19 protein-coding genes, 1 pseudogene and 1 riboswitch are annotated in these 20,851 nt (G+C 43.6%); of the genes and pseudogenes, 8 read left to right on the forward strand and 12 right to left on the reverse strand.

Features of this window, described 5'->3' with window-relative positions:
• Positions 1-333 precede the first annotated feature (333 nt).
• From EXT47_RS21070 to EXT47_RS21080, 3 genes are read right to left on the reverse strand one after another with little or no spacing between them, the layout of a single operon-like run.
• The gene (locus EXT47_RS21070) at positions 334-666 is read right to left on the reverse strand and encodes a DUF3325 domain-containing protein (RefSeq protein WP_045990636.1); all 333 of its coding nucleotides are present in this window, start codon (positions 664-666) and stop codon (positions 334-336) included.
• The gene (locus tag EXT47_RS21075) at positions 666-2,249 is read right to left on the reverse strand and encodes a PepSY domain-containing protein (protein ID WP_130127495.1); all 1,584 of its coding nucleotides are present in this window, start codon (positions 2,247-2,249) and stop codon (positions 666-668) included. Before EXT47_RS21075 ends, EXT47_RS21070 begins: the two co-directional genes overlap by 1 nt.
• Complete coding sequence (locus tag EXT47_RS21080) at positions 2,246-2,500, reverse strand: hypothetical protein (protein ID WP_240701645.1); 255 nt, start codon at positions 2,498-2,500, stop codon at positions 2,246-2,248. The genes EXT47_RS21075 and EXT47_RS21080 overlap by 4 nt, the downstream gene beginning before the upstream one ends.
• A gap of 243 nt (positions 2,501-2,743) precedes the next feature.
• On the opposite strand from EXT47_RS21080, the gene EXT47_RS21085 reads away from it, so the two are divergent.
• Positions 2,744-3,310: a uracil-DNA glycosylase family protein gene (locus tag EXT47_RS21085; protein ID WP_130127496.1), complete on the forward strand. Its 567-nt coding sequence runs from the start codon at positions 2,744-2,746 to the stop codon at positions 3,308-3,310.
• A 199-nt stretch (positions 3,311-3,509) separates the two neighbouring features.
• On the forward strand, positions 3,510-3,866 hold the full coding sequence (locus EXT47_RS21090; RefSeq protein WP_010605604.1) for a hypothetical protein: 357 nt from the start codon (positions 3,510-3,512) through the stop codon (positions 3,864-3,866).
• A gap of 51 nt (positions 3,867-3,917) precedes the next feature.
• Here the strand turns inward: EXT47_RS21090 and EXT47_RS21095 are convergent.
• Positions 3,918-4,763, reverse strand: a pseudogene (locus EXT47_RS21095) (SDR family oxidoreductase).
• Between the two features lie 103 nt (positions 4,764-4,866).
• Here EXT47_RS21095 and EXT47_RS21100 point away from each other — a divergent pair.
• A complete protein-coding gene (locus EXT47_RS21100) occupies positions 4,867-5,763 on the forward strand; it encodes a LysR family transcriptional regulator (RefSeq protein WP_130127497.1) in 897 nt (298 codons plus the stop codon).
• Between the two features lie 135 nt (positions 5,764-5,898).
• Positions 5,899-6,318, forward strand: a complete 420-nt coding sequence (locus EXT47_RS21105; RefSeq protein ID WP_084204279.1) for a DoxX family protein — start codon at positions 5,899-5,901, stop codon at positions 6,316-6,318.
• Between the two features lie 251 nt (positions 6,319-6,569).
• Here EXT47_RS21105 and EXT47_RS21110 read toward each other — a convergent pair whose 3' ends face one another.
• The 3 genes from EXT47_RS21110 to EXT47_RS21120 all read right to left on the reverse strand — a co-directional run bounded on the left by EXT47_RS21110 (position 6,570) and on the right by EXT47_RS21120 (position 8,842).
• The gene (locus EXT47_RS21110) at positions 6,570-7,295 is read right to left on the reverse strand and encodes an ABC transporter permease (RefSeq protein WP_039495447.1); all 726 of its coding nucleotides are present in this window, start codon (positions 7,293-7,295) and stop codon (positions 6,570-6,572) included.
• A 2-nt stretch (positions 7,296-7,297) separates the two neighbouring features.
• Positions 7,298-8,185 carry an ABC transporter ATP-binding protein gene (locus tag EXT47_RS21115; RefSeq protein WP_130127498.1) on the reverse strand — a complete coding sequence of 296 codons (888 nt, stop codon included), beginning with the start codon at positions 8,183-8,185 and terminating at the stop codon, positions 7,298-7,300.
• 147 nt (positions 8,186-8,332) lie between these two features.
• Positions 8,333-8,842, reverse strand: a complete 510-nt coding sequence (locus EXT47_RS21120; RefSeq protein ID WP_010376030.1) for a DUF2141 domain-containing protein — start codon at positions 8,840-8,842, stop codon at positions 8,333-8,335.
• 270 nt (positions 8,843-9,112) lie between these two features.
• Here EXT47_RS21120 and EXT47_RS21125 point away from each other — a divergent pair, with 270 nt between their 5' ends.
• From EXT47_RS21125 to EXT47_RS21135, 3 genes are all read left to right on the forward strand, one after another.
• The gene (locus tag EXT47_RS21125; RefSeq protein ID WP_039495503.1) at positions 9,113-9,940 is read left to right on the forward strand and encodes a pirin family protein; all 828 of its coding nucleotides are present in this window, start codon (positions 9,113-9,115) and stop codon (positions 9,938-9,940) included.
• Between the two features lie 9 nt (positions 9,941-9,949).
• Positions 9,950-10,933 carry a glutathione S-transferase family protein gene (locus EXT47_RS21130; RefSeq protein ID WP_039495449.1) on the forward strand — a complete coding sequence of 328 codons (984 nt, stop codon included), beginning with the start codon at positions 9,950-9,952 and terminating at the stop codon, positions 10,931-10,933.
• A 154-nt stretch (positions 10,934-11,087) separates the two neighbouring features.
• Complete coding sequence (locus tag EXT47_RS21135; RefSeq protein WP_130127499.1) at positions 11,088-14,486, forward strand: ATP-binding protein; 3,399 nt, start codon at positions 11,088-11,090, stop codon at positions 14,484-14,486.
• Between the two features lie 46 nt (positions 14,487-14,532).
• Here the strand turns inward: EXT47_RS21135 and EXT47_RS21140 are convergent, their stop codons facing one another.
• Complete coding sequence (locus EXT47_RS21140; protein ID WP_017216953.1) at positions 14,533-15,108, reverse strand: DJ-1/PfpI family protein; 576 nt, start codon at positions 15,106-15,108, stop codon at positions 14,533-14,535.
• Positions 15,109-15,346: 238 nt separating this feature from the next.
• Here EXT47_RS21140 and EXT47_RS21145 point away from each other — a divergent pair, with 238 nt between their 5' ends.
• A complete protein-coding gene (locus EXT47_RS21145; protein WP_130127500.1) occupies positions 15,347-17,512 on the forward strand; it encodes a M3 family metallopeptidase in 2,166 nt (721 codons plus the stop codon).
• A gap of 62 nt (positions 17,513-17,574) precedes the next feature.
• On the opposite strand, the gene EXT47_RS21150 is transcribed toward EXT47_RS21145, so the two are convergent.
• The 4 genes from EXT47_RS21150 to EXT47_RS21165 form a co-directional block, all read right to left on the reverse strand.
• A complete protein-coding gene (locus EXT47_RS21150; RefSeq protein ID WP_130127501.1) occupies positions 17,575-18,252 on the reverse strand; it encodes a LiaF domain-containing protein in 678 nt (225 codons plus the stop codon).
• Positions 18,253-18,700: 448 nt separating this feature from the next.
• Positions 18,701-19,264, reverse strand: a complete 564-nt coding sequence (locus EXT47_RS21155) for a manganese efflux pump MntP family protein (protein WP_039495455.1) — start codon at positions 19,262-19,264, stop codon at positions 18,701-18,703.
• A gap of 36 nt (positions 19,265-19,300) precedes the next feature.
• Positions 19,301-19,441, reverse strand: a riboswitch (yybP-ykoY riboswitch).
• A 71-nt stretch (positions 19,442-19,512) separates the two neighbouring features.
• Positions 19,513-20,232 carry a nitrilase-related carbon-nitrogen hydrolase gene (locus EXT47_RS21160; RefSeq protein WP_130127502.1) on the reverse strand — a complete coding sequence of 240 codons (720 nt, stop codon included), beginning with the start codon at positions 20,230-20,232 and terminating at the stop codon, positions 19,513-19,515.
• Between the two features lie 7 nt (positions 20,233-20,239).
• Positions 20,240-20,842 carry an alpha-ketoglutarate-dependent dioxygenase AlkB gene (locus EXT47_RS21165; RefSeq protein ID WP_039495459.1) on the reverse strand — a complete coding sequence of 201 codons (603 nt, stop codon included), beginning with the start codon at positions 20,840-20,842 and terminating at the stop codon, positions 20,240-20,242.
• Positions 20,843-20,851 lie beyond the last annotated feature (9 nt).

Genomic DNA, 20,851 nt, shown 5'->3' on the forward strand with positions numbered 1-20,851 from the left:
TAAAACTTAAGCTCGGAGCAGAGCTGAGTTACTCTTCTCGCTTTTTGGATCAGAATTTAACTAACCAATAGTATTCCTTTAGCGCTTAGATCAGGATTTTACTAAGCTAGCCCGAAAACAAGACTATCAGATCATATTTTTACCAACTGATTAAGCTAATTGGGCTCATTAGATCACGATTTTACTAACCTACCTTAGTTTGAGTTAGTAAATTTGCGGTGTATATCGCCACTATTGCTGATATTTTATGCTAAATGATGTGGTTTCAAAGAGTTAACAAAGGAATGTTAGTAAAATTGTGATCTAAAAAAGGCGCCGTTAGTGGCGCCTTAGTTAAAATATGATCCAATACAGCGTACTGAGCAGCATAGCGATAATGACTAGGTAAAATAGTGATCTGAAGTAACTAGGTTTGGTCGCAAAGATAGCGATAAGTAGTAATACTGCCAAGGTCATATAACCAATAAACTCTAAGCTACCGTAGGCCCCCTGAGTTTTAAGAGCAAGTGCCAAGCTGCCGCCGAGGCAGAGCCAGCCGGCAATGGTTAATTGACTTGTTACGTTACCTTTTGGACGTGTACCAAATACTTCTTTATAGTGATTGGGTTTTGCTACTGCAAAACCCATAAACGCTAGCAGGCAAAGTAAAAACGTTAGCCATTCCATTAGGCGTTTACCTCATGCTTTGCTTGGCGACGTGGTGTCGCTGGCGCTGCTTTGGTACTGCCGAGCTTTTTGGCTTGAACCAAGAAACCGAACGCGATACCAATAGGCATCACATCAAAACCAAATAATACCCACTGACCATTAATGAAATAGCTCACAATGCTGCCATCAATGGTTAGCATGTTTACGACAGGCAGTAAGCCCCACACGATAGCATTTACTTTCGCAGAGAGCAGCCACGCTAGCCTATCCGACTTAAATAGAGCAGCCAGAGTGAATACTCCCCACGTAACAAAGAACACCAGAACTTCTTTGTCTGCACGTCCCGCTAATTCCATTGGAAGCAATCGGTTTGCATAAAAGAACATCGCCGTTGCGGCTGGCAGACCCATAATGGTGCCTAAATTGAGCGACTCCACAAGCCTAAGGCCTACACCCGGCTTGTCATCACCTTTGAGCTTTTGGCGCAGTCTTTTTGCCCACATAACCTCACCAGTAGCAATCATGGCACATCCCGCTAATCCAGCAACAAAGTATAACCAACGCAAAAGCGGCTCTGCTAAACGGCCCGTGTGCAGTGCTATCATTCCGCCGTAGAGATTTTCAGCGCCAGACAGTGTCACATTGTGTGTTTTTAACAACTCACCTGATCCCGCGCTATACATCCAGCTTGGTGGATCATCCTGAACAGCACGTTGAGCATTGGCATAAAGCTTAATTGTTGCACTTGTATCCCCTGGTGATGAGATCACAATGCGGCGAAGCGGTGCGTCACCAGAGTTAGTAAAATAATGATCTAACGCTGTATTTAATGCGAGCTCCTTCAATGGTTGTCCTGTTTCAGGGATCGCAGCAAGAAAGGGGTAGCGTTCGGCTCGGAGCGTTTTTGTATCTTCAAAGCGCTGCTCAGCAGGTTGTGGCAGCAACATAAAAATAAGCGTCACTAAGCCGGTATAAGTGATCATAATATGAAACGGTAATGCCACCACGGAAGAGAGATTGTGGGCATCTAGCCAACTTCTCAGTCCTTTCCCGTTTCTAAATTGGAATAGATCTTTGAAAATGCGTTTATGGATCACCACGCCAGAAATAAGCGCAATCAGCATAAACAGAGTCGCAAAACAGACAATCCAGCGCGCGGTGATTGCGTTCATGTAGTGCAAGTCAAAATGTAGGCGGTAGAAAAAGTTACCACCTTTAGTCTCTCTAAACTCAGGAAGTGCCTCCAGCGTTACTGGGTCAAGATACTCAGAGTGACGTTTTCCACGTCTTTCCCCTTCGGCTGGCTTTTCGGAGTACATCAATAGCAGGCTTGGGCGACGCTCCGTTGGCATTTCAATACGCCAAGACTCTGCGTTTGGTGCTATATCTTGAAACCGTTCGATACTCTTTTTAACGGTTTCATTTTGTTGAGCGCTATCGTAATGAGGTAGATGATGTGTCGCAGGTTGTGCCCACAGACTGATCTCATGTCTGAAAAAACTCGCTGTACCGGCAAAAAAGATTAAAAACAGCAACCAACAAACGAGTAAACCAACCCAAGTGTGTAGCCAAGTCATACTGCGGAAAAATGACTCTCTCACAGGGAGCCTCCAAAATGCGTCAGTGCGCCGTAGAGAATACAAAGTAGTCCGATCATGCCAAGAAATACTTTTCTAAAAGAGCGGCATCCAAACACCCAAATAAAAACGATGGCGTAAAAGACGATGCCGGTTGTTAATGCATATAAAAGCGCATCTAGGCGCGGAGTAGGTAAAGTTAAAGCTAACAAAGATGAAGCCAAAACGGTCACGTAATAGCCGCCGAAAATAGCGATGAAAAAGCGTGCTAGCACTTCAGCTCTGTACAAAATAGCCTTATTGTTTGTGTTATCCCGACTAGGCATAGCACCTCTTAAAAAGACAGAAAACGTAATAGAATATTATCCAATAACTTGCATCTAAATGATAGTGATTCGTACTTGTTTTAAGTTGAGTGGAGGCGTTTTAACGACTAAGTGCTTTTGGTTCAATGGGGTTTTGAATGTGGCTATGCCATAATGACCCTTGGTGTCATTGGGTAAAATAAGTAAGGAAAGATGGATATTTTTGAACGTGTTAGGCAGTGCAAGCTGTGTGATAAAGCGCTTCCCATGGGCGCAAAACCTATCATCCAAGGCAGTTATAACGCTAAAGTCTTAATTATAGGCCAAGCGCCGGGGTTAAAAGCACATCAAACCTGTCAGCCGTTTAATGACCCAAGTGGAGATAGATTGCGCGACTGGCTGGGTGTAAGTCGAATACAGTTTTATAATCCTGAACTCTTTGCCATTATGCCAATGGCATTTTGTTACCCTGGTAAAGGGAAATCTGGAGATTTACCACCACCTAAAATCTGCGCGCCCACGTGGCATTCTCAGGTGCTAGCTACACTCAGCCACGTATCGCTGACACTACTTATTGGGCAATATGCGCAAAAATGCTACTTAACGCAATATTCATCAGTAACTGAGATGGTAAAAAATGCTGACTTTTCCAGTCAAAGTCATTTGCCATTACCTCATCCTAGCCCCCGTAATCAGATCTGGTTAAAAAAGCACGACAGGTTTGAAAAAGACAGTGTACCGCAGTTAAAGACAAGAGTTTCAGCTGCGCTATCATCTTGATAATGCGTTAATTAAATTTTCACTTAATGCTTTAGGGTTAGGTTTAAAATCAAAGGCAATCTGATAGGTTTAAAACTAAGGAATAAAGGTCATATCAGCTAATATTTATCACCATTTAGTTGCGTAATTACGAGTATTACCTCATACTCCAGCCTGTTTACATAACAAACACTTTTTAACATTTTCAAAGGACTTGATAATGATATACAAAACTACCGGTTGGGCTGCTGTACTCCTTTCTCTCGTCGCATTTTATCCTAGTATGCAACCTGGTGCGTTTTCCGTTATAGGCTTCTACTTATGCCTGTTTTCCCTCATTATCGCAGCATTTGCGAGCCATATGGATAAACCGATTTATTTTCGCAGCGTGATCACACTGTCTCTTGTTAACATCTTGTTAGTGAATGATGGTACTCGTGCAAGCCTTTGGTTTGGCCAAAGCGACTGGGTCTATATCGGCTCTATGTACGGTATCTTTTTAGTCGTGGTGAGTATTTGTGGTTTTCTAGTGAGCCGAGACTTATTGATATCAACCTTAGAAGGTAAGGTTGAGTAAAAAATAAGTGCACAAGCAAAGCCTGTGCACTATATCAGCGGTAAAATATGCTTAACTCTTTGCGAGCGACTGGGCCACCGTTGTGGTCGGGCGACCAATCAACTGGCTGAGCGCATTACTCTGGGTTGCCAAATATCCTTGCTGTGCTTGTGCCTCGGCGTCAACCAATAACGCAGCAAACGCTGCTGGCACGCCAAGAGCAACCAAGTAGGCCAAGTATTCTTCTTCAGATACAAACTTTGCTTTTACTTCAACTTGAGTATGCTTTGACACCGCTTGTGCCAAACCTTCAATTGTAAATGCGTTATCGCCAGCCAGCTCATAGACTGAATTATCATGGCCAGAACTACTTAATACGGTTGCAGCAGCCAGTGCGTAGTCTGCACGAGCAGCGCTATTGATCTGAGCTTTCGGCGCGATTGAGGTAATGGCATGATTTGCTGTAAATACAGGTACTAAATCAGTGTAGTTCTCGTTATACCATCCATTTCTCAGCATGCTATAAGCCACGCCGCTTGCTCTCAAATACGCTTCTGTTTCTTTGTGCTCTTTAGCCAGCTTTAGTGGTGAATTGTCCACATTCAAAATACTGGTATAGGCGATTAAGCGCACTTGGTTTTTCACTGCGGCGTCAATAACTGCTTTGTGTTGAGGTGTGCGGCTTCCGATCTGATTGCCTGAGATCAGCAGCAGCTTTTCAACACCTGCAAGTGCTGCATCAAGTGTATGCGGTTTGTCATAATCAGCTTACCTTACGGTGATCCCTAAATTGGTGAGTGCCTTTCCTTTATCGAGATCTCTGACAAGAGCCACGATGTGCTTGGCTGGGATCTTTTGTGTCAAAAACTCGATAACTAATTGACCTAATTTGCCTGTTGCGCCTGTGATTGCGATCATGATGTATACCTCTTTTTAAAATGAGAATGTATTGGATGTCGCTATTATGCGTGGTAATTTTTGTTATCATAAGTGAGTTAATTCGATATGGTGAGTTCTGAAATTGAGTACAATAGACTTAAATGCACTAAAACTCTTAGCGATATTTGCAACGGTTGTGGATGTGGGAAGCTTTGCTCAAGCTGCGCGAAAGCTGGCTACTAGCCGTTCTAGAGTGAGTGAACAAGTGTCCCAGTTAGAGACCATGCTAGGCGTTCGACTACTGCAGCGTAGCACGAGGCAACTCACGCTAACGCGAGAGGGGCGTGACATTTTGGCTCAAGCGCATTCATTGCACGCTATTTTGGATGATGTTGAGGTATTGCTCGATAACAAAGAGCCTCATGGTATGGTCTCAATAACCATGACACACGACACCGCACATAAGTTTCTGTTACCAAAACTTCCTGAACTCACGGCGCGATATCCGAAAATCCAATTAAATATCATCGTTGATGATGACAAGCGCGATATAATTAACGACCAAATAGATCTCGCCATCAGGGTTGGCTTTCCTAAAGATAGCGCATTGGTTGCAAGGCAATTACATCAAGAATGTTTTAAGCTCTATGCAAGTCCTAAACTGATAGCATTGCATGGTTTACCAAGCAAAGACACACAGCTAAATCAGTTACCTTGGTTACTGTTAGAGCAGGCTAAATCAACGGGGATGACACAGTTTTATCGTGGCGGTGAAGCCGTAAACTTTACACCAACTCAAGTACATTGGTGCAATTCCCCCATGCTGTTACAACAAATGACAGTGGCAGGATTAGGAGTTGCGCAGTTATTGCCTTCTACTGTGAAGCAAGAAGTTGAGCGTGGGGAGTTACAAATGCTCTGTCCAGAGTTAAGTAGCGAGCAACTGGTGTTTTCTCTCATTTATCCATCGCGTAAACAAATTCCACCTAGGACACGGGCGGTTATTGACTACCTATTGGAAGCGAATCTGTTTGGATAGCTTTAATTCTTTTTAACAGAATGATGTGTGATATTTTTACTAATTTAATTATTCTAAAGCGAACGTATACTTTCTTCCAACGGCTCATCACCTAGAGCCAATCCAATACCGTCTATATTTATCGAGGAAAGTATCATGAACCTAATTAACATCATTAAACCGAACAGTACAATGGCATCAGTATTATCTTTATTTGGCCGAGTAGGGCTATCAGCCATTTTTATACTGGCTGCGATTAATAAAATCCAATACTTCGAAGGTAATGCTGCATACATGGCTTCAAGTGGATTACCAAGCGAGCTGCTGCCATTGGTTATAGCCTTTGAATTGATAGGAGGGCTTTTCATTCTTGCGGGAGCATTTACTCAGCTGACAGCAATTGCATTTGCAGGATTTAGTATTGTCAGTGCGTTGCTGTTTCACTTTGATCTGGCCGACCAAATGCAGTTCTTAATGTTTTTTAAAAATATTGCAATGGCTGGTGGCTTTCTCGCACTTGCCGTGTCAGGTGCTGGTAAATTCAGTATCGACAGTAAGCTCGTAGAGAGTAAGTAACCTGAGCTGCGGATAATTAATGCCTTTCTAGCAGCCAGTTTTAGCGCTAACTGCGTTGAATTCACTTCCAATAGCCAGCTATTGGTGCGTAAATTCGCCTTGTTTTCCCTAAAACTCTCTGGCTAGACAAGGAAAAAACTAAGTTGTGCTTTAGCAACAATGAGTTGGAACATTCCTTATCCAAACCTCAGGTTAAGTAATTACAAAATAAAAGCGCACAGGGTTGGGACCGTGCGCTTTTGGTAGTCCTGTTAAGCCTTTTTAAATTTAATTTGTGCGACAAAAAATAATGCTAGCGTTTGTGTAATTAGGACGGCCGCATGGAGGTAAACTGGAAAACCCAAGGTGGCATCAATGGTCGAAAGCGCCAACTGGGAAATATGGAAAGTTGGCAACAGCCAAGCAAACCATTGCATTGCTTCAGGAAATAGCGTGATAGGTAGCCACAGGCCAGAAAGCAATGAGAGTGGTAGGTAAACTAAATTAACCACTGCAGGTGCCGCTTTTGCTGACACTGACAGCCCAACTAACAGCCCTAACATACACAAAGGCAAGGTGCCGAGCAGGGCAATGGCAATCACGAGTAACCATTGAGCTAAACTTAAAGACACGCCAGAAAATAATGCCAGCAAGCTCATTAAGCAGGCTACGAGCAATGAAAAAGCCGTCGCACTTACACATTTTGCGAGCAGATACTGATAGGGAGAAACGGGAGAGAGCTGCTTGAGTATCAGCCAACCATTTTGCTTTTCAAGGGCGACGTTAACGCCAAAGGAAAATAGCGCAGGTCCTATCATGCCAAAAATCAAATAATTGATATACATATAGTTATGGGAGTCATGATGACTGAACACCACGCCGAAGAAAAGATAAAACAAGCAAGGAAATAGGGTGGCTGGGATCACAAAACCCTTACTTCTAAATGTGCTCAAAAGCTCAGTTTTGCTCTCTAGTATAAAGGATGCTGTGTTTATCATGGTTAAGCGCTCCTAGCATTCATTAGGGATAAATAAGCTTCTTCGAGGCTCATTGGGGCTACATATAAATTGCGGATAGAAAATTTCTCTAATAACTGCTGCAAAATATGGTTTGGCTCGTCCGTCAAGATAGTGAACTGATCGCCTTTAACATTCAGATCTATCATGGGAAGTGCGTTAACCAGTGCCGCTGCAGACAGGTCGCTGGTGAACTTGATTTGTGAGCGACGATAGGTGTTAGCAAGCTCAGGTATGTCGTTAAGCTTGGTACATTTTCCTTCTTTTAAAACTAACAATTCATCCGCTAATGCTTCTGCCTCGTGAAGATAGTGTGTGGTAAGGAGTACCGTTTTATTTTGTTGTTTTAACGTCCGTACGGCCTGCCACAGTTGCTGTCTTGACTCTACATCCATACCAACACTAGGTTCATCCAAAAAAACAATGTCGGGATTGCCTGCTAGTGCAATTGCCATAAACAGTCGTTGCTTTTGGCCTCCAGATAACGTGTCGAAAGTTTGTTCTAAAAATGGTGCTAATTGGCAGAGGGAAATTAACCGCTCCAATGGAATTGGGGTTTGATGGTAACTTGCAAATAACGCCAGAAACTCATCCACCTTGGTTTGCAGAGGTAGTCCGCCTAACTGCATCATGGCACCCACGCGCTGGCGGCAAAAATCAGACTCAGGCTGATGGCCAAGAACGGAAACTCGTCCTGAAGTGGGTCTTAGTCTGCCAAGCATTATATTGATCAGGGTGGTTTTTCCCGCGCCATTTGGACCAAGAATGGAATATACCTTACCCTGTTCAAGCGTAAGGTTTAGGTCTGCTAATATTGGCTTAGTATTGTTGTATGCAAAACTGATATTTGATAACTCAATGGCATTGCTCACCGTCTTCGCTCCTACTGAACTGTACGATTTGCAGTATGCGCTGCTGTAAGATGAAGCGTGAGTGAGGGTTGTCAGAAAATAAAATGACAAATGTCAGAACTTAAAAAGAGAACTCACAGGCATTGCAACACCTGTGAGTATTCAGCATTACAGCCCTGTCATTTTTGATAAATGCGTAGAGAGGGCAAGTTGGATCTTAGTGTCAGGGGCCTTTACAGTAAACAAAGCCTCTTCAAAATCTCCTTTTGAAAAGCTATCGTGAATGTTATTCGACAGCGCATAAGGCTCACTTGGCATGCCGGTAAATGGGAAGATCATCCGATCCATGCCGCCATCACCATCTTCGTCATGGATCACGTGGATCGCATACTGGCCTGCAGGCACGCCTTCAAAAGTGACCGTCGTGGTAGGAGTTTGCGGTGTGACAATCAGCTTGCGAAAAAAGTGAGCGTCTGGATCATTCACATTTTTATCGCTGTGGTAGTCAGCGCTGTTGTCAAATAGCAGTACTAGCATTTGACCATCGGTATTGGTCACATCAGTGATCTCAACCGTAAGATTCGTTGGGGGACCTGCAACCGTATTTACGCTTACCGGACTTGTTGAACTACACGCCGCAAGTAGTGCCAGCGCAAACAATAAACTTAGGGACCTCATCCTTTGCTCCTATTAAGGGTTAAATTGTAGCTCCACAAGCTTGTCAGATAATTGTGTAAATACTGTTAAAAATTGTTAGATGCGAGCAATGTTAAAGACTGTTCTGACCAGTATGACCGCGCGCTGTAATAGATGGGAATAATCATTCGATGTAATAGAACGAAATAGCCAAATTTGACTAATTTTATTCTCGCGTAGGTTTGGTAGGCTAACCATTAAATAATGGCGCTGAACTTATTCTCTCAAGTTCAGATTAACCCGAGAGTTATTATGAAAATTATCCGAACTAACAAAGCACAGGCGACACAAGATGGTGCTGGTGTAAATATTAACCGCATCGCTGGATTTGACGGCAAGAGTTTAGATCCTTATCTCATGATTGATGAATTGAAATCAGATAATCGCAGTGACTTTATGGCTGGCTTCCCACCGCACCCACACCGAGGCATTGAAACCTTTACTTATATTCGCAAAGGCGGCTTTGAGCATAGAGATCAAATGGGTAATGTCAAAGCCATTCGCAGCGGTGATGTGCAGTGGATGAGCACCGGGCGTGGTGTGGTGCATTCAGAAATGCCGCTAAGTGACGCACAAGGCATGCATGGCTTTCAAATTTGGCTAAATATGCCAGCAAAAGACAAAATGCGAGCGCCTAGATATCAAGATACAACTGAGCACCCTGCACCACAAAAAGCGATAGCAAAAGCTGGTCATTTCAAAGCACTGGCGGGCACATGGCAAGTGGCGGGCGAAGTGCTTACATCGTCATTACAGTCTCTTGCAGGGGAAGGAGCACTTGCAGATGTGACCTTAACTGCGGGAAGTCAATTGCACCTTGAACTGGCTCAGTTTGGCAAGGTGATGATCTACATTCATTCGGGCAGATTTGAAAACTATGGGGAGCAAACGCTGCTTGAGCTTGACCCCAGCCAAAACCTTGATCTCTTAGCTACGGATGATGTTGGCTTTTTGATCCTCGCAGGGCAGCCGATTAATGAAAAAATAGCGCATATGGGACCATTTGTGATGAATACCCAAGAGGAGCTTCATCAAGCGGTAAAAGATTATCAACAAGGACGCTTCGGCGATATTGTATAGGAGGTTTACATGGGATTATTAATTGACGGTCAATGGCACGATAAGTGGTATGACACAAAAAGTAGCCAAGGCAAGTTTGAGCGTGAGTCTGCAAAACTAAGAAATTGGGTAACAGCAGACGGCAGTACGGGGCCAACGGGTAAAGCGGGCTTTAAAGCCGAGTCCGGACGTTACCATTTGTATGTTTCCCTTGCGTGTCCTTGGGCTCATAGAACGCTTATTTTCAGACAGCTTAAACAATTAGAGGCGCATATTGATGTCTCGATTGTAGACCCAGATATGTTAGATCAAGGTTGGTGCTTTACCAGTCAGCGGCCAGAAGTCGGTGATAGCCTGTATCAGCTCAGTTTTATGCATCAGCTGTATACGAAAAACGACCCAAATTATTCGGGTCGAGTCACGGTGCCAGTCCTTTGGGATAAACAAACGGAGCAGATCGTGAGCAACGAATCGAGTGAAATCATTCGTATGTTTAATCGTGCGTTTAACCAGATAACGGGAAACGACACCGATTATTACCCAGAGGCGTTACAGCATGAAATCGATGAAATAAACGAATTTGTTTATCACAATATCAACAATGGCGTATATAAGGCCGGATTTGCGACAACCCAAGATGCTTATCACAATGCGGTAAGCGCGTTATTTAACGCGCTAGATAAGCTTGAAGCAAGACTCGCTGCGCAACGTTATCTTGTGAAAGGACAATTAACGGAAGCCGACTGGCGATTATTTACGACTCTCATCCGTTTCGATAGCGTGTACCATGGTCACTTCAAGTGCAACATTAAGCAAATCGAAGATTACCCCAATATTTCTGCCTATGTGCGTGACTTATATCAACATCAAGGTATTGCAGATACAGTTGATTTTTACCACATTAAAAGGCACTACTACTTTAGCCATACGATGATCAATCCAACCCAAGTAGTACCAGAAGGGCCAAGCATTGATTATCACCGTTTTCATAACCGTAAAGGCATCACGTTGTAAATAACCTCCGTGTGCAGGGTAAGTAATCTTTGTCTTTGTTTCTATTTGGACTAGATTTAATAATGCGTTTGCTTGTAGCTGCCCTTTGTGCTTAAGTGCAAACGCATTTTAGGTCTTTATGCCTAACAGTTAGGCCACTGTCCAAGGAGAAAATGTGTCTTCTTCCAATATTGCTAAGGGCGCTATTGTACTGCTGCTCGCCGTGATGGTGAGTGCCATCTTATATTTTGAAAACAGTATCCATCGTGACCTGAACGAGGGCTTTTATCAGCGCTTGGAGCAGGTACATTCGGCACAAAACAATATTTACTTGGGAGAGATCGACGATAACCGCCGGTTTCTTTATTTTCTGCTAGATACCCCGCCAATTCAGGGTATCGCCAGAGCGGAAAAAAACGATGGTATCGACCCTCAAGAAAACACGCCGCTTGATGTTTGGCGGGCACGACTAAGTACGATTTTTAGGTCAATGTTATATTCGTATGATGGCCTTAACCAAATCCGCCTACTTGACGCCCATACAGGCGTTGAGATGGTTAGGGTTGAACGGCAGCTAGGGCAGGTCATCGCTGTACCCGATAGCAAACTACAGGATAAGAGCGAAAGTGATTACTTTATCCAAGCACTGCAACTGCCAGAACGCACTATCTATTCCACAACAATCAACTTAAATCGCGAGCACGGACAGGTCGTCACGCCTTTTCAACCAACCAAACGCTTTACCTTACCGACCTACGATATAGATAACGAATTATTTGGTATATTGGTAATTAATACCAATGCTGAAAAGATGATAGACAGAATTGTCTCTCAAGTGCCTAGTATGCAAAAAGTGATGCTCTTAGGTGCAGATGACTCATTTATTTATCACCCTGAATTTTCGCTACGATACAGCAAAGATATAAACCCCGAAATCAACTTTCAAACATTATATCGCGTGACACCATGGTCCAATAAAATCCAACTGGTGGAAGAAAAGTCAACGGGAGAGCAGTTTCTTGCGCTCATTAGCAAGGTTGAAGGGGCTAACTTTAACAACTTAGAAGTTAAGCTCGTTAATCTTATCCCTTTTGCTGTTTATCAGCAAAGCCTCAATGAAAAACGATTAACCACCTATGTTTTACTCGCGATTGCCTGCGGTGTATTCGCTCTAGTCTTTTTTGCATTTTGGCAATATACCCATAGTTTACGTGCGCTCGATTCAACGCGAGCAGAGTTTAAGGCGATTTTAGATGGTGCCTCAGATGGTGTGCTTGGCTTTGATAGCAACTTAAAGCTCACCAGCTTTAATGAGTCGGCACAGCGTTTCTTTAAGCAGCTGAATAACAGTCGTTTAGGTAACAACCCACAGTTTTTGCCAGAGGCTGTGCATCAGTTTTTATTTCACTATGCCAATATGGTTTTACAGGGCGAAGTGGTGGAGTCTAAGTCATTACAACTAGACTTGAACGCCCATGAGAACATCTGGCTTTCACTTAGTTTATCTCCAATCTATGCAGGAAACGGGCGCATTCAGGGGGTCGCACTATTTGTTGAAGACATCACTGCGAAAAAAGAAGCGGAAGCACAGTTAGTTGGTGCAAATGAACGACTAGAGCAAGAGGTGAAGGAGCGCACCAAAGAGCTGGTGGACGCTCGGGATAAAGCAGCGAAAGCGTCGGAAGTGAAAAGTGCATTTATTTCCACTATCAGCCATGAAATGAGGACGCCTCTCAATGGTATTTTAGGATCACTAAACTTGGTGAGAAAAGAGCCCGTTACTAAGCACCAACATAAGTACCTAGAAATGATGGAAACGAGCTCGACTACGCTTTTGTCGTTAATTAACGATGTACTGGACTTGTCGAAGATAGAAGCGGGTAAGCTGGACATTGATAATGAGCCGTTCAACCCGCTCTCTGTCATTGAGCATGTCGCGCTATCTATGTCGGCGAAAGCCAAAGAACAGGGTATCACTTATATTTTGGACCAAACTGGTTTAGCGCATATTGAACTGTGCGGTGATGCGGCGCGCGTTAAACAAATAATTTATAACCTCCTCAGTAACGCAATTAAATTTACTAAAAAAGGTCATGTGAAATTGACCGTTACCACCGAACAGTTAGACGACACGGTATGGCTTAAAGTCACTGTGGAAGACACTGGAGTTGGAATTGAAAAAGCTAATCAAAACAAGCTATTTCAATCGTTTAGTCAAGAATCTGCTAATACCTCGAACGAGTTTGGAGGCACAGGCCTTGGACTCTCTATTTGTAAGCAGTTAGTCGAAAAGATGCTCGGCCATATTCACTTTGAGAGTGAAAAGTTTAAAGGCAGCAAGTTTTGGTTTGAATTACCCTTTTCTAGTGCGCAAACTAAGCCCATCAACGTGCCTGAAGTATTGGCCGATAAAACAGTCTCTGTGTTCAGCAAAACAAAACTGGAGTCAGACACTGTTGCTAAGCTTATCGCTCTATGTGCTGGTGAATACGTTGAGAAAGAGGCACAGAGTGATATATGCATCATTACCAATGAGCAAGATTATATTCAAGTGAAGTCAGCTCAAAATCATTTTGAGAAACTTATTTTAGTGGGGGATGAACTTCAGAATATTAACGATGCTGATAACATAGTGCATATCTCTTCACCTCTTAGAGTTGGAGAGTTTGTTGCGCTATTTGACTTAAACAAAGCAATCAGATTACAGCCTAGCCTGAAGAAATCAGGTGAGACAGTTGCATTAAGTGGTAACTTGGTCGCGGGCTGTCACTTCTTGGTAGTAGACGATAATCAAATCAACCGGATTGTGGCAAAAGGCATTTTGGAAGGACAAGGAGCTAAGGTGAGTTTTGCTGTTGATGGTCAAGATGCTGTGAATAAACTGCTGTTATTTGAGCATCAAGAGGTTGATTTTGATGCTATCTTTATGGACTGTAATATGCCAGGAATGGATGGGTATCAGGCCACAAGAGCGATCCGTCAAGGTCAAGGTGGTGATAAGTATAAAGATGCGATCATTATTGCGATGACTGCCAGCGCCCTTGCGGGTGAAAAAGAACGTTGTCTCAATGCAGGAATGGATGAGTTTGTGACTAAACCTGTGGTCGTCGAACAGTTATTTGACGTGCTAGATGCGCTAGGTGTGCATGCTAAGGATGATGATTCTGTGCTTATTCACCCGTTTGAAAGTGTGGCAGAAGAGCAAATAAGCCTGCCGATAAACGAAGCTGACGTGCTCGAGCGCCTCTCTGGGGACGAAGAATTACTTAAAAAGGTGTACACCTTATTCTTGAACGACTCTGAAAATCAAATGCAACAGCTTAGATTGAGTATCAAAAATAGTAATTGCGATGCATCGGCAAAATACAGCCATGCACTTAAAGGTCAAGCTGGTGATTTAGCCGCAGAAGCACTCTTTGATCTGCTTGATAAAATAGAGACTTATGCGCGTGAACACCAAGCTGGGCAGTGTAAATCACACTTGGAACAAGCGCAAAGTGAATACGATAAAGTCGTCGTATTTGCAAAAAAACGCGTGAGTGAGCTAGAGTTCGTAGATATCAACAGTGGCTAAAGTGAGTGAGGCCTTGGTTGAATAATGGTGAGGTTATTCACCATTATTAACTTCTAGGCCAGTCATAATCCATTTGGGTTGCGGTTTTTCTTGCAACAGATTGTCCGAAGCGTTTTTTCACCAGCTCTAAACTCATATCTATACCTGCCGAAATACCCGCTGAGCTAGTAAAATTCTGATCCATCATAAATCTTACGTCCTCAACGACTTCTAAAGAGGGATATTGCTCTCTCAAATCGTCGATATCCTGCCAGTGGGTGGTGACTCGCTTGCCATCAATAAGGCCTGCTTCGGCATATAAAAACACACCTGTACAAACAGATGCGCACTGAGAGGTATGATTCGCTGTTTCTGCAAGCCAATTAAGTACGTTGTGATCTCCGCAAATTTGGTGATGAAGTCCGCCTACTACGATGAGCAAATCAAACTTTGGATGCGAGTAAATACTGTAATGGGGGTTTACACTCATGCCGCCACGCGAGGTAACAGGAACATGACTTGGAGCGACAAGGCTGACGTTAATCGGCGTTTCGATAAATCGCTTTGCGGTGTTGAATACCTCAAACGGGCCGCAAAAATCTAAACACTCTGCACCGTCATAGATAAAAATACCAACTTCCATTATTTCTTCCCACAGATCAGTTTTTTACTAACTTGGCTGATTTTAGTTAAATTTTCAAGATAAATTGTAACAACCCATGAAAAAACTCTACTCACTGTCGTTTTAGTGTCTTTAAGCTACTATGAACTCAAGCTTTTCTGCTCCATCGCAGAGAACCTTGTTTCTCCCGCAAAGCGATTGCACTTTTAGAGACGATCCGTAATATCTTACCCACGATAACAACAAGCGATGAAACAAAATGTTCAAACCTTCCATCACATTATTAAGTGCAGCCGTATGTTTAGCCCTTGCGGGCTGTGCGGGCACTGCAGACCAAAGCCAAGAACCAGTAAAATCACTGCAAAGTAAGCAATATGATAACGTGCTTTTACAGGAGTTTTCAGGTCCTTATCAAGGCGTTCCTCATTTTGACAAAATGAAGCTTGAAGATTTAGAAGCTGCGCTTGAAATTGGTATGGCTGATAATTTGAAAGAAATTGAAGCAATAGCCAATAATCCAGCTAAGCCAACTTTTGAGAACACCATTGTTGCACTAGAAAGAGCGGGTGCCGCTTTGGATCGCGTTTTTACCTACTATGGTCTTTGGAGTGCAAACATTTCAAGCCCGGAGTTTAGAGAAATCCAATCGCGAGTTGTGCCTAAGTTTTCAGAGTTCAGCTCTAAAATCACCCAAAACCAAGCGCTTTTTGAACGCGTAAAAGCAGTATATGAAGGCGCTGAATATAAAAAGTTAACTGCTGAAGAGCAGCGTATCACTTGGATGCGTTATAACGGCTTTGCTCGCAATGGTGCGACGCTAAAAGGTGAAGACGCTAAGCGTTACGCAGACATCAATCTTGAGCTATCAAAGCTACATACTAAGTTTGCAAATAACGTCCTTGCAGATGAAGAAAACTACGTGGTTTACCTCACTAAAGCGCAGTTGTCAGGTTTGCCTGAGTCGTTTGTTGCATCGGCAGCGGCTGCTGCAAAAGCGCGCGGCAAGGCGGATATGTACGCGATTACAAACTCTCGCTCTTCAATGGATCCATTTTTAACCTACTCAACAGAGCGTGAGTTACGCGAGAAAGTATGGAACAACTACTATAACCGCGGCAACAACGGTGGTGAGTACGACAACAAAGCGATTATCTCTGACATCCTAAAGCTTAGACATGAGCGCGTTAACTTACTGGGTTACGATAATTACGCGCAGTGGCGTCTTGAAGACCGCATGGCGAAAAAGCCTGAAAACGCGATGGCGCTGATGAAAAAAGTGTGGCCAGCAGCAATTGCCCGCGTGAAAGAAGAAGTTGCTGACATGCAAGCGATCGCCGACAAAGAAGGCGCTGATATCACCATCAAGCCATGGGATTACCGTTTCTACGCCGAGAAGGTTCGCCAAGCTAAATATCAATTGGATTCAAACGAAGTTAAAGCTTATTTACAGCTAGACAATCTGCGCGAAGCAATGTTCTATGTTGCAGGCCGTTTGTTTAACTTTGAGTTCACCGAAGTGCCTAAGGGCTCAGTACCAGTGTTCCACCCTGACGTTCGTGTATGGGAAGTAACAGACAAAACCACCGGTGATAATATCGGCCTTTGGTATTTAGACCCGTTCGCACGTAAAGGTAAACGCTCTGGTGCGTGGGCCATATCATATCGTAGCCATACAACATTTGATGGTAAAACAAATGTGCTTAGCTCAAACAACTCCAACTTTGTGAAAGCACCAGAAGGTGAAGCGACCTTAATTTCTTGGTCAGATGCAGAAACCTATTTCCATGAGTTTGGTCACGCGCTGCATGCGCTTTCATCAAACGTGAAGTACCCAAGTTCAAACTCTGGCGTGCGCGACTACACTGAGTTCCAATCTCAGCTATTGGAGCGTTGGTTGGCAACGGACGAAGTGATCAATCGTTACTTAGTTCACTATAAAACAGGCAAACCTATGCCTAAAGCGCTAATCGAGAAAATCAAGAAGTCAGCAACCTTTAACCAAGGTTTCGCGACGACTGAATACCTTGGATCGGCTATCATGGATATGCTTTTCCATACCACAGATCCTGACAAGATTGGCGACCCTGTTGCATTCGAAAAGTCTCAGTTAGGTGCGCTTGGCATGCCGGACGAGGTAGTGATGCGTCATCGTACCACTCACTTTGGTCACGTATTCTCAGGTGAAGGTTATTCAGCGGGTTACTACGGTTACCTGTGGGCTGAGGTATTAACTTCTGATGCAGCAGAAGCGTTTGCTGAAGCGCCAGGTGGCTTCTACGACAAAGACGTTGCACAGCGTTTAGTGGATTACCTATTCTCAGTTCGCAACTCAATGGATCCAGCAGAAGCGTATCGCAAGTTTAGAGGCCGTGACGCTGAAGTTGAGGCGCTAATGCGTGATAGAGGCTTTCCGGTAGAGAAGTAAAAAGTTTACTCTGCTATTTGGATAATAAAAAACCCCTGAACCAAGGGGTTTTTTATTAAGCTTTAGCTTTTGGATTTCGTGCCGTCACCAAATAGGGATTTAAGGCCGTCGGCAAATTGCTTTATTTGCGCTTTCATAGAGCGCTTTACACTAACTTCAATGCTACCCAAAATCATTCTGCCGTGAATATAAATTCGTGGACGCTGTTTCACCTGCCCTGCAGATGCAAGCGTATTTCTTGTGTTTTCTACTGAACCCATAATATTACGAATATCGGTGACGACATCGACCGTGTCTGGTACAAAAATTTCGTCACTGCCTAAAATGCAATCTATATAAATATGTACTTCAGGGTGACTAAAAATTGCGTTGCTAAAATCTAGTTCCAAGCTGCCAAGGTAGTTTTTTAGGTGGATCTCTTTAGGTACGACCCACTCGCCACTGCGATGGTTGGAACTAAGTATAGAGGTAATGCTTATTGCCTCAGCACCATCTACGCTTGAGGTAAATTTTGGACCCAAACGAGCGGCTTTTTCGCTGTGATATCTTGCATCCGACTTGAGCGGTAAATCAGCACTAAGTGCTGCAATTTGTTCTTGTTCGTTCAGGTCGTATGCTTTATCCAATCGTCTCTCGAATGCATCAGCCGAAAGCTCACCGTGGCTGTAATTTAGAATTAACTGGTCAATCACCTCTTCCCTGATGGATTCGAGAGGTCTATCTTTTAATGGTACAGACATATGGTTGGTTCCGTTCTCTTGATTTGTGGTTAGAGTAGCAACAACCAAGCCAATATTAAATCATTTATAAAACAAGTGGTTAGTATTTTTTAATATCAACTTACTCTATTTATTTACTAATATTTAGTTGTACAAAATAGTATTTGGTCAAAATTACCACTATTAGATGGCAGGTAATGCAGTAGTGCAGGTGTAGTTTGATATTGTCAGTCACTTTGCTATGGTAGTAGGTGTTCGCAAAACAACCAAAGGAGATTAGTTATGGCGAAGAAAAGCGATGTTAAAGCGCTTAAAAAAGAGCTGAAAGCGCGTAAAGCAAAGATTGAAAAGCATGAAGCGAAAATCAAAAAGCTGAAAAAAGCGATTAAAAAGGCTTAAAAGCCATTAGCCCTAAGGTAAAGGGATAAGTAAGCGAGCGGTAAATATACCGCTCTTTCTGCGAGTCAGATTAAATCGAAAGATGGCTATATAGCAACCAAGTTCCCACACAGATTAAGGTCACCCCTCCAAAGGTTTCAGCTCGACTACCAAGAAACTTTCCAGCCGAATGCCCAATCATCACCCCAATTGTTACCATCATGGTGGTGGCAAGGCCAATGAGCGCAGCGGCGAGCCATATATTCACATCAACAAATGCGAGACTGACACCGACAGCCATCGCATCAATGCTAGTGCCAAACGCTGTGATAATGGTTTTTAACCAAGGCTGCTTTGCGTGTTGCGTTGGTGCATCATCGTCACCCTTAAGGCTCTCATAAATCATATGAGCGCCAAGTCCTAACAATAAGATAAACGCAATCCAATGATCCCAAGCCTCGACATAGCCAGCTGCAGATTGTCCTATTAACCAGCCAATCAGCGGTGTACTGGCTTCAATAATCCCAAAAATAAGGCCGATTTTTATGGCTTCGGTAAGCCGAGGTGATTTTAGGCTGGCGCCTTTACCGATTGCCGCGGCAAACGCATCGGTAGACATGGCGTATGCTAACAGTAGCAGGGTGACGAAATTCATTTACATTGCTCCGGTCGGGCGATTTGAGTCCACGATACATCCACACGCCCGACCACAGGCATGGATATATCGATGGTCTCGCCAACCGAGAGGTGTCCGCACCATGGCATGTGGCCAATTATGTTGATACGAACTCTTCCGAGCATTGGAAGCAGGCTACTCCCCAACGAGTTGCGATAATATCAAGAATTGCAGTGGATGCAAAACCAAAATTGAGCAGCTTTTGATGGTAATAATTCTCGTTACCTTTATGACGAGGTCAAGAAGTCTATTTCGGTTGTGATAAGCTGCTCCCTTGCATCGCCGAGTATAAGTACCTCTCCATTAGGGCTCACAAGAAGGCTTTGGCCGATAAATTGAATTCCCGTGCCATTGCTGTGGTCCATTCCTAGGCGATTGGCTGAAATAATATGGACTTTATACTTCTTGGCTTGTTTTATGATTGTATCAAGGCTGTCTTCGCCACAATAATTTGAAGGGTTCACAATGAGCTGTACACCCTGATCGGTGAGTTGCGTCAGCCCCTCTTCAAACCAGATGTCGTAACATAATAAAATACCCACTTTAATACCCATTACTTCGTGCACTTTGAATGCATTACCTGATTGAAAAAAGCGCTTATCGGGCGGTGCTAAAAAAACCTTGCGATGTACGCCAACAATCCCTTCTGGACCCACTATAGCCGCACTATTAAAGTGCTCACAGCCTGCCTTCTCAATGATGCCAGCGATGATAGTACCGTGTTGTTGTTGTGCGATAGATTGAAGCAGGCTGATAGTCGTGCTGTCGGATAACTCCTCTGCCATTTCCTCCATATGAGTATGGCAAAGAAAGAGGCTACCTGAAGTACATAATTCGGGTAAGACGATGAGATCAAAGTCAGCCTGTGATAAAGTTTTTTCTATGGTTGTCCGGTTGCATTGAGGGTCGCCATAGTTGACTGCAAATTGATAAAACCCCACTTTCATCGTTCACCTACGTAATATTGGGCCAAGCAAACTGCCTAAAGGTCAGATTGAATCTAGCACCAATCTCTTTAGGTGTAGGAGGTACGGCATGTTGGAACTGCGTTTGAAAGCCATTTCCCATGATGAATAACGAACCGTCTTCTAGCAGCTGTTCAAATTGCTCATCGGGATTTTCTTGATGACGAACTTGAAACAAGCGCTCGGCACCTAAGCTCAGAGAAGCGATAACATTAGTTGGCCCAAATGCGGACAGATCACTGTGAAAGTCCATGTATTCTTCACCATCTGGATAAAAAATACAGACACAGACGCTAAATTCGATACCTATTTGAGTCTGTAATCGCTGCTGTATCAATGCAATCAAATCAGGCCAAGTTTGGCGTCTACCATGATAGCTAGGAAATACCGCTGGATCTTCGAGCTTTGGCTCTACAAACATCATTTTCCAGGGTCTAATCTCTGTATTTTCACCGTTAGGCAAGGTGATGATTTCAGGCTGAGATAAATCACAGTGCTTGATTAACCACTGATACAGTGAGTGGCTTTCTGCCTTGGTAAGAAACGCTGGAATATACTCTGCCTCGGCGTTATCGATAAGTGGAAGTTTCATGACTAATTC

This window comes from Pseudoalteromonas sp. CO342X (assembly GCF_004208915.1).
Lineage (GTDB): Bacteria > Pseudomonadota > Gammaproteobacteria > Enterobacterales > Alteromonadaceae > Pseudoalteromonas > Pseudoalteromonas maricaloris.

Excerpts from the sequence above, each read along its gene's own strand:
- EXT47_RS21085 (WP_130127496.1), top strand. The coding sequence starts at position 2,744 with ATGGATATTTTTGAACGTGTTAGGCAGTGCAAGCTGTGTGATAAAGCG.
- EXT47_RS21105 (WP_084204279.1), top strand. The coding sequence starts at position 5,899 with ATGAACCTAATTAACATCATTAAACCGAACAGTACAATGGCATCAGTA.
- EXT47_RS21070 (WP_045990636.1), bottom strand. The coding sequence starts at position 666 with ATGGAATGGCTAACGTTTTTACTTTGCCTGCTAGCGTTTATGGGTTTT.
- EXT47_RS21160 (WP_130127502.1), bottom strand. The coding sequence starts at position 20,232 with ATGAAAGTGGGGTTTTATCAATTTGCAGTCAACTATGGCGACCCTCAA.
- EXT47_RS21145 (WP_130127500.1), top strand. The coding sequence starts at position 15,347 with ATGTTCAAACCTTCCATCACATTATTAAGTGCAGCCGTATGTTTAGCC.
- EXT47_RS21165 (WP_039495459.1), bottom strand. The coding sequence starts at position 20,842 with ATGAAACTTCCACTTATCGATAACGCCGAGGCAGAGTATATTCCAGCG.
- EXT47_RS21120 (WP_010376030.1), bottom strand. The coding sequence starts at position 8,842 with ATGAGGTCCCTAAGTTTATTGTTTGCGCTGGCACTACTTGCGGCGTGT.
- EXT47_RS21130 (WP_039495449.1), top strand. The coding sequence starts at position 9,950 with ATGGGATTATTAATTGACGGTCAATGGCACGATAAGTGGTATGACACA.
- EXT47_RS21110 (WP_039495447.1), bottom strand. The coding sequence starts at position 7,295 with ATGATAAACACAGCATCCTTTATACTAGAGAGCAAAACTGAGCTTTTG.
- EXT47_RS21090 (WP_010605604.1), top strand. The coding sequence starts at position 3,510 with ATGATATACAAAACTACCGGTTGGGCTGCTGTACTCCTTTCTCTCGTC.
- EXT47_RS21125 (WP_039495503.1), top strand. The coding sequence starts at position 9,113 with ATGAAAATTATCCGAACTAACAAAGCACAGGCGACACAAGATGGTGCT.
- EXT47_RS21140 (WP_017216953.1), bottom strand. The coding sequence starts at position 15,108 with ATGGAAGTTGGTATTTTTATCTATGACGGTGCAGAGTGTTTAGATTTT.
- EXT47_RS21155 (WP_039495455.1), bottom strand. The coding sequence starts at position 19,264 with ATGAATTTCGTCACCCTGCTACTGTTAGCATACGCCATGTCTACCGAT.
- EXT47_RS21150 (WP_130127501.1), bottom strand. The coding sequence starts at position 18,252 with ATGTCTGTACCATTAAAAGATAGACCTCTCGAATCCATCAGGGAAGAG.